The following is a 15,427-nucleotide window of genomic DNA, read 5'->3' on the forward strand; positions in this document are numbered from 1 at the left end:
TGCGGGCGGCGAGAGAGAAACGATGGACACCGAAGCGATGAGCGTGCGTGGTTACGTAGCCGAACAAAGCAAGCGCGCGTTGGCGCTGCTGCTGTGCTTCACCGTGACCTGGACATCGTTTCCGGCGTGGGCGCAGGTTGTGCCGACGGCCAACCCCGGTGGTCAGACACCCGGCCAGCAGGTCGCGGCCAACGGCGTGCCGGTGGTGGATATCGTCGCCCCCAATGCGCGCGGCATTTCGCACAATCGCTACAGCAATTTCAACGTCGGCCCGAACGGGTTGATCCTCAACAACAGCGCGCAGATCTCCAAGACCGAGCTGGGCGGCTATGTGGCCGGCAACAATAATCTGCAGCGTAGTGGTGCGGCGTCGTTGATCCTCAACGAGGTCACCTCCGCCAGCAGCCGCCTGCAGGGCTACACCGAAATCGCCGGCGCCAAGGCGCAATTGGTCATTGCCAATCCCAATGGCATTTCCTGCGACGGCTGCGGATTTCTCAATACCTCGCGCGTCACGCTGACCACCGGCACGCCCAACCTGGGCGGCGATGGCGCATTGACTGGCTTCACCATCACCGGCGGTGCGCTCAGCATCGGCAGCAATGGTCTTGACGCCTTCAATGTGGATCGTCTGGATCTGCTGTCGCGTCAGCTCAGCGTCAATGGGTCGATCTGGACCAAGGAATTGGTCGCGAGCGCTGGCGCAGGGCGCGTCAACTACGACGGCATGTTGCTCGACGTGCTGCCTGGTACCGATGGTGCTGCGCCGTCGATCGGCATCGATGTCGCGCAACTGGGCGGCATGTATGCCGACCGCATCCGCCTGATCGCTACCGAAGCCGGTGTGGGCGTGGTCAGCCGCGGCACCCTTGCCGCGCAGAGCGGTGATCTGCAGATCGACAGCGCTGGGCAGGTGAGTCTGAGCGGCACCGCCGTGGCACGCGATGGCTTGAACGTGCGGGCAAGCGGTGATCTGGACCAGCGCGGCGTGCTTGGCTCGCAGCAGGGTGATGTCAGCCTGCGTGGCGCAGGCATGCGCCTAGCCGGCGACCTGGTGGCCGCTGGCGCGTTGACTGCGCAGGCCGACGGTGCGTTGAGCCATACCGGGCGTAGCAGCGCGGGGGCGATCCGTCTGTTCGGCTCCGAATTGACCGCCGATGGCAGCCTGCATACCACCGGCGCGCTGGAGCTGGGCGCTGACGGCGTGTTGCGCAGCGGCGGTGTGGCCTATGGCGGCACGGGTGCAACGCTACGCGCGAATCGCATTGCATTATCCGGCACCTTGCAGAGCGGTAGCGCCATTGCATTGAACGCAACCAGCATCGATGCGCTGGGGACGCTGGATGCAGCGTCCGCACTGCGTGTGGTCGGCAGCGGTGATGTGCGCATGGACGGGTTGGCCCAGGCCGGGCAGGCTGCAGAGATACAGGCCGGTGGCCGCCTGGATGTGCAGGGTCGGGTGATCGCTGCAGATACGCTCGTGCTCAACGCCGCTGCGATCGATATTGCGCAACGCGGCGCCGTCTCGGCTGGCACGGATCTGGATCTGCGCAGCGCCGGCGCGTTGAGCAATGCCGGCAGCGGCTACGCGGGGCGCGATTTGCGTGTCCAGGCCAACAATCTGACCACCACCGGCAGCTTGTCTGCCGCGCGTGACGTGCAGGCAACCGTGGTTGGCGGGCTGGTCAACGCCGGGACCGTCGTCGCCGGCAATGCATTGACCGTGGACGCCGCACAGCTGGAAAGCCGCGGCGACATTGGTAGCCAACGCGGCGACGCCACGCTGCGCAGCCGCGCTGGCTTGAGCTTGAGCGGCAACACGGTGGCGGGCGGCACGCTGGCACTGGATGCCGGCACGGATGCACGGATTGCCGGTGCGGTGAATGCCGCCAGCGTGAACCTGCGCAGCGGCGGCGATACGGCGGTGTCCGGCACATTGCAGAGCACGCGTGGTGCACTGAACATCGCCACCGGCGGCGCGCTGAGCAGTGATGCCATCGTGCAGTCGGCTGGTGTGCTCGACCTGCAGGCGAACGGTGCATTGCGTCAACGTGGGCAGCTGCGCAGTGGCGGCGCGCTGCAATTGCGTGGCTCCACCGTTGATCATGATGGCGTGATCGATGCAGGCGGTGATCTGCGGATTGCAAGCACTAATGGTCTGGCCCTGAGCGGCACGGTGCAGAGCGCAGGCGCTGCTACCTTGCAGGCAGGTGGGCTGCTGGACAATCGCGCCAACGTGGTTGCAGCAGGTGCACTGCAGGTGGATGCGGCGTCGCTGCGTAATGCGCAGGGTGCTGCATTTTCGTCCGATGCCGATATGCGCTTGCGCACCACCGGTGCGTTCGACAATGCCGGCAGCCTCTATGCCGGCAATGCACTCCAGCTCGCCGCTGACACGCTGACCCAGAGTGGCCGGGTCGGTTCGGGCAATACGCTGTCGGTGTCGGTAGCAGGTGCGCTCGACAACACTGGCAACATCGTGGCCAAGAACGCCTTGCAGATCGAGGCCGGTAGTTTGCGCAGCAGCGGTCAACTCGGCAGCGAAGCGGCAGAGGTGCGCCTGACCACCGATGGCGACATCGCATTGCAGGGTGTGGTCGCTGCGGGGACGTCGCTGCAGGCCACGGCCGGTGGCGATCTGCAACAAGCAGGTTCCGCGACCGCGCAAACCATGGTCCTCGCTGCCGGTCGCGATCTCACTGCGGCCGGCACCTTGCGTGCTGCATCCGCGCTGGATGTGCAGGCGCAGCGCACGCTGACGTTTGCCGCACAAGGCCAGGTGGGTGGCGATGCTGCATTGCGTGCAGCCACCGTGATTAACAGCCAGGGTGCGGTGTTGCAGGCTGGCGGTGCGATCGCGTTGGACGGCGCCGCAATCGATAGCCGCGGCACGCTCGACGCAGGCAGCGATCTGCAAATGCGCAGCGATGGCGATCTGTCCCTGGCTGGCATTGCACAGAGCGGACGTGATGTGCGTCTGAGCGCGGCCGACACCGTCAGCAATGCCGCGCAGGTCGTCGCAGGCCGCAATCTGACAGTGCAGGCGCAACGTCTGGACAACACTGCCGCTGGCGTATTGGCAGGCGAGGGCAATGTGTCCCTGACGACGACGGCGCAGCTCAACACCGCCGGCCGCGTGCAGGCCGGTGGCGATATGCAGCTCACCGCGGCAGCGCTGGACCAGAGCGGCAGCGTGTCTGCAGGCAAGGCAATGACGGTTGCGGTAGCGGGCACGCTGGACAATCGCGGCACGCTGATTGCCAAGGATGCGATGCAGATCGATGCAGGCACGCTGCGCAGCACCGGGCAGTTGGGCAGCGAACGTGCCGATGTGACGTTGGCGAGCCAGGACGTCATGCAGCTGGGTGGCGTGGTCGCCGCGGCAACCGCGCTGCGCGCTACCGCCGGCAGTGATCTTGAGCAAGCCGGCGCGCTCAACGGGCAGTCCATTGCACTGCAGGCTGGCCGCGATCTCACTCTCGGCGGCACCCTGAATTCTGCATCCACTCTGGATCTGCAGGCCGAGCGCACGCTGGCCTTGAATGGCCAGGCAGCGAGCACGGGCAGCGCCGTCCTCAAGGGCGCAACCATCGCCACTGGCAGCACGGCTGTCCTGCAGAGCGGTGCCAACATCACCCTGGATGGCGCAGCGATCGATAGCCGTGGCTCGCTCGATGCAGCAACCGACCTGAGCGTGCGTAGCGCAGGCGATCTGACATTGGGCGGTATTGCCCAGGCCGGACGCGACGTCGCGCTGACTGCTACTAATGCATTGCGTAATGGCGCGCAGGTTGTCGCCGCACGCGACCTCAGTGTGCAGGCGGCCAGCGCCGAAAACCTGACGAATGCGACGCTGGGTGCGATGCGGGACCTGCGTGTCGACGTCGCTGGCGCACTGGACAATAGCGGTACCTTGCACGGCGAGCGTGGGCTGGCGCTGTCGACAGGGTCGCTGTTGCAGCGCGGCCGACTCTATAGCGGCGATGCGATCTCGATCGCATCGACTGGCGCATTCGACAATCGTGGTCAGCTGGTTTCCGGCAAGGATCTGAGCATCGCCGCCGGCAGCATTACCAGCACCGGCCAGCTTGGCTCGGTGAATGGCGCGCTGACGCTGATCAGCCAGAATGCGATCGATCTGCAAGGCGTCGTCTCTGCCGCCACCACGCTGCAGGCCACTGCAGTGGGTGACCTGGTGCAATCTGGTTCGCTCACCGCGCAGACAGTTGGCCTGCAAGCGGGGCGCGATCTCACTGCCGGCGGTACGCTGCAGTCAGCTTCCACACTGGACTTGCAGGCGCAGCGTGCGCTGGTCTTGAATGGTCAGGCACAGGCAGGCAGCGATGCCGCGTTGCGTGGCAACAGCATCGCCACCGGAACTGCTGCTGTGCTGAAAAGCGCTGGTTTGATCACCCTAGAGGGCGCGGCCATCGACAGCCGCGGCACGCTCGACGCCGGTAGCGACCTGCGTCTGCGCAGTACCGGCGCACTGGCATTGGCAGGCGTGGCGCAAGCCAATCGCGACGTCGTACTCAGTGCCGACGGCGCGTTGAGCAACGCCAGTCAGGTCATCGCAGGCCGTGACCTATCGGTGCAGGCAGGCACTGTCAGCAATGCTGCCACGGGCACGCTGGCTGCACAGGGCGGCGTCACACTTACCACTGGCACATTGCAGAACGCAGGCAGCGTGCAGAGCGGTGGCGATTTACGCATGACCGCCACCAGCATCGACCAGAGCGGTGCCGCCATCGCCGGCAAGGCGTTGACTGTCACGGCGAGCGGGCTGGTCGATAACCGCGGCAACCTGATCGCCAAGGACGCGTTGACGGTGGACACAGGCACCCTGCGCAGCAGCGGGCAGCTTGGCAGTGAAACAGCCAACGTCACGCTGGTCAGCCGTGGCGACATCGCGTTGCAAGGTGTTGTGGCTGCCGCAACCACGTTGCAGGCAACCGCTGCTGGTGACCTGCAGCAAGGCGGGTCGCTCAAGGCGCAGTCGGTCGCATTGCACGCAGGGCGCGATCTGGTTGCAGCAGGCACGTTGCAGTCGGCTTCGTCCCTCGACCTGCAGGCGCAGCGCACGCTGGCGTTGAACGGGCAGGCCGCCACTGGCGGCAACGCAACCCTGCGCGGTGCGACGGTCACCACGGGACAAACTGCTGTCCTGCAAGGCGGCGGTGCGATCAGTCTTGATGGCGCGGCGATCGACAGCCGCGGCGCGTTGGATGCGGGCACTGATTTGACCCTGCGCAGCACGGGTAACCTGGCAGTGGCCGGGGTGGCACAGGCTGATCGCGCAGTCGTGCTGAGTGCGGCCGGCGCATTGACCAACGCGGCACAGGTTGTCGCCGGCCAGAATCTGTCCGTCACCGCAGCCAGTGCAAGCAACACCGCCACGGGCGTGCTGCTAGCACAAGGCGATACCACGCTGTCCATCGCCGGCTTGCTCGACAATGCAGGCGCGATGCGCGCAGGCAATCAATTGACGCTTGGTGTCGGCTCACTACGTCAGACCGGCCAGGCGTACGGCTTGCAGCGCTTGGGTCTGACCGCCGCAGGTGCGGTGGACAATCGCGGTGATTTAATTGGCGGCAACGGCCTGCGTGTGGAGGCCGCGCAGCTCGCCAGCACTGGTCAGCTCGGTAGCGAGCGCGGCGACGTCGCCTTGATCAGCCGTGGCAACCTGCAGCTCGACGGAAGCCTGGCAGCAGCGGGCGCGTTCTCTGCGCAAGCCGACGGTACGTTGGCGCAAAGCGGCACCCTGAGTGCAGGCAGCACGCTCGACCTGCGTTCGAAAAGCGATCTGACCGTTGCAGGTCAGCTGCGCGGCCAGCAGATCACGCTCGCCAGCGACGCCGTAGTGCGTCAGCAGGGCGTGGTCAGTGGTGAGACGGTGGGACTGCAAGGCGCGCGTATCGAAAACGCCGGGCAGACCACTGCCGCCGGAAATCTTAGCCTGCGTGCGGGTGAAATCACCATCGCCGGTACGGTTGGTGCAGGCATTGCGGGTGATGGCAACCTGGGAACCGGCAGTACGTTGAGTCTGGTCGCCGATCGCCAGCTGAGTGCCTCGGGCAAGTTGTTGGCGGGCGGCAATCTGCTGGCGCAGGGGGCCCAGTTGCAGCTGGCTGGTGCCAGCACGCGCGCCACCGGTAATGTCGCGCTGACCACCGGCGGTAGCCTCGACCATCGTGGCGGCGACCTGCTCGCCGGCGGCACGCTGACTGTGCAGGCAGGCGGCACTATCGATAACGGCCGTCTCACGACGACTGGCGGCCAACTCCAGGCCAGTCAGCTCAGCATCGACGGCGGCAGTTTGAACAATGCCGGCGGCCGTCTCGTTCAAAGTGGTGCAGGCGCGACGCGCGTCAGCATTGGTGGCGCAATCGACAACACGTTGGGAACCTTGGCCAGCAATGGGCAGGATCTGACCATCACTGCCGCAAGCCTTGAGAATGCGCAGGGACGGATCGAACACGCTGGTACTGGCACTGCGTCGGTCACCAGCCGTGGCGCATTGGGCAATGCCAACGGTCGCATCGTCTCGCAGGGGACGCTGAACATCGGCGCCAGCAGCGGCATGAACAATCAGGGCGGCACGGTGGCTGCCGCTGGCGATGCAACGCTTGCTGCGGCCAGCCTCAACAATCTCGGTGGTTCGGTCGCTGCACGCGGTTTGACGGTGCAAAGCGGTGGTGCTGTCGACAACCGTAGCGGCCTATTGCAGGCCAGCGGTGGCGCGATGACGTTGCGTGCCGATAGCCTCAGCAATAGCGGTGGCACGCTGCAGGCGGTGAGCAGCGGTGGTGTGGGCGGCAGTCTGCGCGTCGAGCTCACTCGTGGGTTGGATAACGGCACTGGCCTCATTGGTGCCAGTACCGATGCAGTGATCACTGCGGAAAATATCGCAAGCTCCGGTGGCAGCCTGCAAGCCGGGCGCGACCTCAGCGTCACCGCACGCGGCCAGCTGGACAATCACCAGAGCGGCAAACTCAGTGCGGGCCGCGATCTCAATGTTGCGGTAACAGGCGCGCTGCTCAACAGCGGCGGCCAGCTCGACGCCGGTAACACGCTCACCGTATCGGGCGGACGGATCGACAATACGCAGGGCAGCATCGTCAACAATGGCGGCGGACTGACGCGTATCACCACCGGCGGCGCATTGACCAACACCAGCGGTAATCTCGGTGGACGCGGCAGCGTGGTGATCGATGCCGCCAGTATTGCCAATAACAGCGGGCAGCTGGTGGCAGGCGGCGACTTGATCGCCAATACCAACACCTTGAACAATCAGGGCGGCAACATCTATGCCGGCGCAAGCTTCCTGCTGCAGCGCGCAGGCGCCACGCTGAACAATCAGAACGGCAGGATCAAAGCCGAGCAGGCAGTTCGCCTGAACCTGCAGAGCCTGAGCAATGCCGGTGGCCAGATTGGCGCGGGCAGCATCACCGGCGGCGCCGGCGATGTGGTGATCGATACCGTCGGGTTCGACGGTGGTGGCAGCATCCTGGCGCAGAACCTGCTGGATCTGACCTTGCGCAGCGACTACACGCATCGCGCCGGCGCAGATCTCACCAGTAATGGCGATTTCAACCTGCGTCTGGGCGGCAACCTGGTCAACGAGGCCACGCTCAAGGCAGCGCGCCGCCTGGACATCACCGCCAGCAGCATCGCCAACCGCGCCGGCGCCAACATCCTGTCCAACGATACCCGCCTCAACGGCGGCAATGTCATCGACAACGCCGGCAGTATTTCCGGCAACGCCGCGCTCTCGCTGGTGGCAAACAGCGTCTACAACACCGGCAGCATCGTCGGCGGCAATGTGTCGGTGAATACCGGCACGTTGGTCAACGGCGCAGATTTTGGCGGTGTGACCAACAACGCTGCCTATGGTTCGGCCCTGCTGGGTTCCACCGGCAACATGAACCTGATCGTGCGCGATCAACTGCTCAACCGCGATGCGCGCATTTTCAGCCTGCGCAATATCGCCATTGGTGGTGCGCAGGATGGTGGTGGCACCTTGGTCTCGCGCACCGGTGTGGTGAATAACCTGTCGGGCAGCATTGAGGCCGATGGAAGTATTTTGATTGCGGCTAGTCAGCTGAATAATCGGCGGCGTGTTGTTAATGCCAGAACTGGACCTCTGACAGAGGCGGAGCGTGTTGCTGCTAATGCTGCTATGCCCGAAGACGTTATCCGAAGAGATCCAAGGCCGGGGAGTTCCGGTGCCGGTGGTGTTCGCTACGCAGGACACGATCCTGGTGTATACCGTTCTTACGATGTGCGTGAGCGCGAGCAATTGATTTCGGCTAGCGCCGAAGGCCGGATTATTGCCGGTGGTAATATCGGCTTGTCGGGTTACATAACAAACAATACGTCGACAATAGCTGCTGCGGGTTCTCTGCTGGTGAACCAGCGTGGTGTCGGTGGTTTGTCAGACGGAATGCTGGCCAGTAGTGATGATGTGCTCAATCAGGCCTTGGCGCTTAAGCAGGTCGCCAATTACACAGACACCGAATATACGGCTAGGGCAGTCTATAACGACTGCATGCAGCGGCCTGGTCAGAACGTGGTCTGCTATTGGGAAACAGATGAGCGTGTCGTAGGTTCTGGCAGCGTAGATAGTAGCTACCTCGCCCTAGGCGCCAGCATGACCGGCGGCCAAGGCGTCAGCATCAACGGTGCCAGTATCAGCAATGGCGCGGTCGGCAGCGATGGCCGTAACATCAGTGGTGCCTCGCTCAATGGCGTCAGCGCACAAGGCGGATTGAGCGGTCGCACGCGGCAGACCGCGGCAAATGTCGGTGGTCAGGCTGTCATCGGCCGGGCCAATGGCGGCGCAGCCAGCATCAGCGTGGCGAGCAATACCGCCGGCAACGCGGGTGCGCAGGTTGGCGCGAATACGCAGGATGCGTCGCTTGCGGCATCTGGCGGCATCGTCGCCATGTCGGCTGCACCGGTCATGACCAATGACAGTGTCTTGGTGCGCAGCACTGTTGATCAGGCCAACGTGCAGACCACCGCTACCGGTACCGGCGTCGTTGCAGGTGCTGGCGAAAGCCGCACCCGCGTCGATCCGGCCACCATTCCGGTGACCAACATCGTTGGCGGCGGCCAGACCTCGCTGACGCAGATCGATCTGCCCATCGGCGGGTTGTATCGCTTGTCCAATGGCAACGCCACCGATCGCACTGCCATGGGGCGCGCGGCAGTCGGCCTCGGCGGCATCAATGCCTGGCGCAGCAATGGCCCGGGCCGTCGTTACCTAATCGAGACCGATCCGCGCTTCGTCAATTACGACAACTTCATCAGCAGCGACTTCCTGCTGGACAAGCTGGGCGTGGACCCGGAGTGGACCCAGACCCGCCTGGGCGATGGCTTCTACGAGCAGCGCCTGGTGCTGGACCAGATCACCCAGCTCACCGGTCGTCGCTATCTGGGCAACTACGCCGATGGCGTGGCGCAGTACCGCGCCTTGCTGGAGTCGGGTGTCGCGGCCGCTGGTCAGCTGCAGCTGAGCATGGGCGTGGGCTTGACCGCCGCCCAGGCGGCAGCGTTGACGCAAGACATCGTGTGGATGGTGGAGCAGGACTACCAGGGCCAGAAGGTACTGGTGCCGGTGGTGTATCTGGCCTCCAACTCGTTGCAATTGCGCGGTAATGGCGCCTTGATTGCTGGCGGCAACGTCGAGCTCAACGCCACCAATGCCATGAGCAACCAGGGCGTGATCGCCGGTGCCGACGTCAGCATCACCGCAGGCAACCTGCTCAACCAGGGCCGCATCAGCGGCACCGGCGCTGTCTCGCTGGAAGCACGTAACGACCTGTTCAATCAGGGCCAGATCCAGGGCCGCGATGTGGCGCTGGTCGCTGGCAACAATCTGATTAGCGAAGCAACCAAGGCCATCAACGGCGTCGGCATCCTGTCGGGCATTACTGCCAGCAACACCTTGCAACTGTTTGCCGGCAACGACATGACGCTGACTGGTACCCGCGTGCAGGCCGATGGCAGCGCGGCCTTGATCGCAGGCAACAACCTCAGCCTTACCCCAAGCGCGTTGCGCGACGATAACGGCCTGCTGCGCGGTGGCGACGCCGTGTCGGTCATCACCGGCAAGGATCTGATCGTCTCGGCAGGCAACGACCTGCAACTGCACGGCGTCACCATCAAGGCCGGCGGCAGCGCCGCGCTGCAGGCGGGTAACGACCTCTCGCTGACCCCGACCACCGGTCTGGACGGCAAGGTCGCCACGCGTACCACCATCAGCACCGGCGACAGCCTGCAACTCACCGCAGGCAACGACCTGACCATCCGCCAGGCCAACGTCAACGCCGGCGGCGATCTGATCGCGGCAGCAGGCAACAACCTCAACGTCGAGTCGGTGCTCAACGACAGCGAAACCAACAGCTATAAGACACGCAACGGCAAAACCCGCGTCACCACGACAACCACGACCCAAACCATCGATCAGCAAGCACTGACGGCCGGCGGCAACCTCATCCTCAGCGCCGGCAACGACGTGAATCTGGTCGCGGCCAAGCTGGACGCCGGCAAAGGCCTGGGCATCAGCGCCGGCAATGACATCAACGCCAGCACACTGACCACGGTGGACACCAGCAACACCCTGGAAACGCGCAAGCGCTTCAAGCAGACCACCGCAACCAGCGATGAAACCGTCTACGGCACCGAGTTCAGTGCCGGCGGCAATCTCGCCATGCAGGCCGGTAACGACATCAACCTGACCGCCGCATCTGCGGCCGCCAAGGAAGGTGGCATCACTCTGGCTGCCGGCAACGACGTCAACCTGCTCGCCGCCAGCGAGCAGCACGATGCCGTGCAGGACATGACCAAGAAGAAGAAGGGCACGTTCTCAAGCAAGACCACGACTACGCATGATGAGTGGCACGACAACGTGGCCGTCACCACCACGCTCAGCGGCGAAACCGTGCAGATTGCGGCAGGTAACGACCTGTTGTCGCAGGGCGCGCAGGTCGCCAGCACCGGCGATGTAGTGTTGGCCGCAGGTAACAACCTCACGCTGGACACTGTGCAAAACACCCGCAGCGAAGAGCACGAAAAGACCGTCAAGAAGTCCGGTCTGTATGGCGGTGGCGGATTCAGCGTTGCGATAGGCGTCAGCAAGAAGACCGACGGCCTGGATGTTACCGAGGTGACCAACAGCGGCAGCCTGGTCGGCAGTACCGATGGCTCGGTGACAATGACCGCCGGTAACAAAGTGGCCATCACCGGCAGCGATGTGCTGAGTGCCACCAGCACCACGATCGTGGGTAAGGAAGTCACGATTGCCGCGGCGGAAAACACCGTGGATACGGTGCAGACGTCCAAGCAGCAGAGTGCGGGCATTACGTTGGGATTGACGGGTGGAGTGGTGGCTGCTGCGGAAGCGGCCTATAGCGCGACTAAACGTGGCTCGGAGGTGGAAGACGACCGTCTAAAAGCCCTCTATGCCGCCAAGGCGGGTTACGCGGTCAGCGACGGCGTGGCCGAGTATCAGGCAGCCGCGGCCGCTGGCAGCAATATGGGGGGCGTGAGTCTACGCATCGGCATTGGCGCTAGCAGTGCGTCGAGCAAGACGACTACACATGAGGAAACCACTGGCGGTAGCCGCATTCTAAGCGACGGCAACGTCACCATCGCAGCGACCGGCGGCGACCTGAATGTCATTGGCAGCAAGATCAATGGTGAAAATGTCGCGCTGTCGGCGGCGAACGACCTGAATCTGCTGAGTAGCCTGGAGACAAACACCAACAAGTCGGAGAACAAGAACGCAGGCGGCGAGATTGGTGTAAGCGTTGGTACCACGACGGGTGTGTATCTCACTGCTTATGCGGGTAAGGGCAGTGCCAAGGGCAATAGCGATGTGCACGCTGAGAGCGTTGTGACCGCTAATGACAGGTTGACTTTGATCAGTGGCAACGACACCACAATCAAGGGTGCACAAGCGATCGGCGACAGAGTGCTGGCCGACGTAGGCGGTGACTTGCTGATTCAAAGTGAGCAAGATACAAGCGACTACAAGAGCAAGCAGCAACAGGCCGGTATGACGTTGGTGTGGGGCTTTAGTGGCAGTAGTGCGAACTACAGCCAGCAGAAGGTCAACAGCACTTACACCAGTGTTAATGAACAAAGCGGAATTCAGGCTGGCACTGGTGGATTTGACATCACTGTTGGTGGCAATACGCACCTTGTTGGCGGTGCCATTGCAAGTACGGCGGATGCGACACTTAATCGATTGTCAACCAATGGTCTGATCGTCGAGAGTCTTGAGAATAATTCTAGCGGTAATGCCTCGGGGTTAGCATTGTCTGTAGATTCTGAGATGTTAAGTGGTAGCAAGTATGCCGCAGCCAAAGGGATTGTTGGCAATATGCTAGGTGACGGAAGTGCAAAGGAGAGTCATGCAAGCGCTACTCACAGTGGTGTAGCTATGGGTTTTATTGAAGTGCGAAATGGCGACTACTCGGCTTTACCTGATTTAGCTGGAGATCATTCAATTTTAAGTGGCGATGGCCTGAGGAAGGTGGATGTCACGGATCTGCAAGAAAGAGTTGAATTTGAGCAGCAAGCCAAAAATCTCGTTTATGATCAAGCAGTCAAATTTACGGATGAAGCTTACAAAACAATATTTTTAAAGGAGGCAAAAGTATATGTGGTTGAAAAAGACGAGAATGGAGGGTTGCTTGATCCACGGGAATTGAGTTTTGATGAAAAGTCAAAATTGGAGCCTTCTGCTGATGGGATGGTACATATGGCGAGCAATGGGATAAATAATGTTCTTAGTGGAGCTAATAAATATGCCAATCAACACTCTTCAGTAGATGGCCCTCAGTATTTTGTGCATTTTCCAAAGGCGGGTGATGCTTTCTCTGAGCTATTAATTGCCGGCTATCAGAAGTATCTGGAAAGCGATCTTTTGGGATTGGCGAATGCTACTGAAGTGACGCGCGGATACATGTTGCAGTATGGTCAAGAAGGCTTGGTTCTTGATGCACATAGTCGTGGCTCACTGACAGTGGGGAATGCAATGGAGTCTCTAGAAAATTTATCTAATTCTGTCGGATTACTTAGTGAGACAAGAGTTAACTTTATGGGCCCCGCTTATAATGCGGGTGCGGCTGATCATATTTTAGCGTACTTGCAGGATCGTGGCTCGTGGTCGAATCCCCAGGATGGTGTCCTTACGCTGCAAAATCATGCTAATGACTTCGTGGGAATATTTAGTGGTCTAAATCCTGTTACCGGAGGCGTAACTCCTGATGGTGGATCATCTCTTTGGGAGTTACTCAGAGTCATGGGTGGTAAGAATACTCCTCATAATTGTTATGGCGCAGCTCCGGCTGAATGTGCGCCGCTCTGGCTTGGCTCACCAGGAAATCGTTCGACCCCTGTTCCTATTGATAAGGTTCCAATGACTGTTATTGATAGATTTATTCGAAATGTAGAAATTTTTAGGGGGGGGTTAAAGTGATGAGATTTTTTATATCAATTCAATTGGCTTTTGTTTTGTCTGGTTGCATTCCCGTGGTCGTTGATTCCCCTCCTTCTGACGATTATGAAACCTGGAAGAAGGCTGGATCTAATAGTTTAGATATTTGGAAGGTGATGCTTGAGTGTGGTTATGCTAGTCCCTTTAGGCCCCGTGAGAAATTTTCTGGTGGCTATCGGACAGAAGAGGAAGTTACGGATTCTATGCTTTGTATTCAAAGCATGGGTTATGTTAAAAGCGTGGATGGAAAGGTTTCGCCTGTGTGTGATGGATTTAGAAAAAATCTACTTCCCTGTCGGGATGGCTTTAAAGTTCGTAAGCCGAGTGTTAGTGTAAGGCTGAATAGTGGGTATTGTAAGAGTTATCCGAAATCTATTGCCTGCGTATCTTGATATCTATTACTTGCCTGTCTTGATGTGTGTCTAATTTTTAATTTTTTAGAGTTGATACATAGGGTTAATCCTGGACTGCTGGACTGATAGGTGTTGTCGCTTATGCAAAGAATTTTTGCTGCGCACCGGGGTCCTCCCGTTTTCTAGTGGAGCCCCAGTTTGGAATCCAATTCCCTACCCATGGAGGTTGGACGGTAAGAGGCGTTTTACCGAAGAGAAGGTCATAGTTTCAGCCGCCGCAACTCTGTACCACATGAAACTTAGAGGTCCGCGATGGATGTTGACCACGAAACTCGGCGGGCGTAGTCCGCCCATGCTGTCGTGCGGTGTCTGTTCGTTCTAGGCGTTCAGCCAATGCGTGGTCTGCTCGCTCAACTCGTTCGGTGTGCGGAAGATGTGCATCTCCAGCATGCCGTGCCGGTAGCCTCCGTTGAAACTCTCGAACGCAGCATTTGCACCGTCTGGACGGCCGTTATGGCAGCTTAGCGGCTTCTGCGAGTGCGGCATCAGCGCCTCGTTTTTCACTCTGGGATATGCCGTGATGATGTCGAAGAAAGGGCAGTGGTTCGGGCTGATCGGCTGGCTGGCACTGTGCTACGCCGTGGCCGGGCTTGGTGCGATGGCGTCCATCCAGGCGGCCATCTTCTATGCGGAGCTGGCGCGGCCGGCGTGGGCGCCGCCCGGTTGGTTGTTCGGTCCGGTGTGGACGGCGTTGTACGGGATGATGGCCGTGGCGGCCTGGCTGGTCTGGCGACGCGGGGGATGGCGTGCGTGCCGGGGAGCGCTTGGTCTATTTGTTCTGCAGTTGGGCTTGAACGGGCTGTGGAGCTGGTTGTTCTTCGCGTGGCATCAGGGGGCGTGGGCCTTCGCGGACATCGTGGCGCTGTGGCTGTCATTGGCCTGCACGATTGCCGCCTTCGGCAAGCGGCAACGGTTGGCCGGGTGGCTGTTGGTGCCGTATCTGTTGTGGGTCAGCTTTGCAGCAGCATTGAATTACGCGGTGTGGCAGCTCAACCCTGGCGTGCTGTGAGCAAGCTAGCTCAAGGCGCTTTGGCCGAGTTCCAGGCGGGATTGCTAAGCGCACGAACCGAGCTGCGCGCGAAGATCTGCTTGCTGCGACGCCCTTTTCGCGGGTACATGGGCTGCGCAAGCAACGGTCTTGCCACTGCCTAAAAAGTTTCCATAGCAATCAATCGCTTGCCGAAGGATTGCTTAAAGCACTGTCCAGCAAGGTTTTCTGATCAGGCGATCATCGGGGCGCAAGCGCGCATTCACGCAATGCTTGACAGGCCTCGGCCCGGTGATGTCTTTTGCGTACATGCCTAACGCCTGTTCCACCGCTTCGCTTCTCTGTCAGCCGCTGCTGCGGCCGGGTGCGGGCGTGGCCGGCATTACCACCACCATTACCACCGTCACCATTCGCCCGGTGCGGCCCGTCGTCTTCGCGTAACTTCCGAAAACAACGGCCCCGCACCCGGATCAGGATGCGGGGGCTTTCCTCCCTCATCTGATGCGGACGGGGCCTCCC

General features: G+C 61.2%; 3 protein-coding genes and 1 pseudogene. 3 read left to right on the top strand and 1 reads right to left on the bottom strand.

The window, feature by feature from the left end; genetic code table 11:
* Positions 1-22: 22 nt before the first annotated feature.
* The gene (locus tag VC212_RS13120) at positions 23-13,489 is read left to right on the top strand and encodes a hemagglutinin repeat-containing protein (RefSeq protein ID WP_323526024.1); all 13,467 of its coding nucleotides are present in this window, start codon (positions 23-25) and stop codon (positions 13,487-13,489) included.
* On the top strand, positions 13,489-13,899 hold the full coding sequence (locus VC212_RS13125; protein WP_311239573.1) for a hypothetical protein: 411 nt from the start codon (positions 13,489-13,491) through the stop codon (positions 13,897-13,899). Before VC212_RS13120 ends, VC212_RS13125 begins: the two co-directional genes overlap by 1 nt.
* Before the next feature lie 229 nt (positions 13,900-14,128).
* Here VC212_RS13125 and VC212_RS13130 read toward each other — a convergent pair.
* Positions 14,129-14,340, bottom strand: a pseudogene (locus VC212_RS13130) (integrase core domain-containing protein); the annotation flags it as partial.
* Between the two features lie 103 nt (positions 14,341-14,443).
* Here VC212_RS13130 and VC212_RS13135 point away from each other — a divergent pair.
* Positions 14,444-14,929 carry a TspO/MBR family protein gene (locus VC212_RS13135; protein WP_323526086.1) on the top strand — a complete coding sequence of 162 codons (486 nt, stop codon included), beginning with the start codon at positions 14,444-14,446 and terminating at the stop codon, positions 14,927-14,929.
* The last annotated feature ends 498 nt before the right edge of the window (positions 14,930-15,427 follow it).

It is taken from the genome of Xanthomonas sp. WHRI 8932A (assembly GCF_035012785.1).
Taxonomy (GTDB): domain Bacteria; phylum Pseudomonadota; class Gammaproteobacteria; order Xanthomonadales; family Xanthomonadaceae; genus Xanthomonas.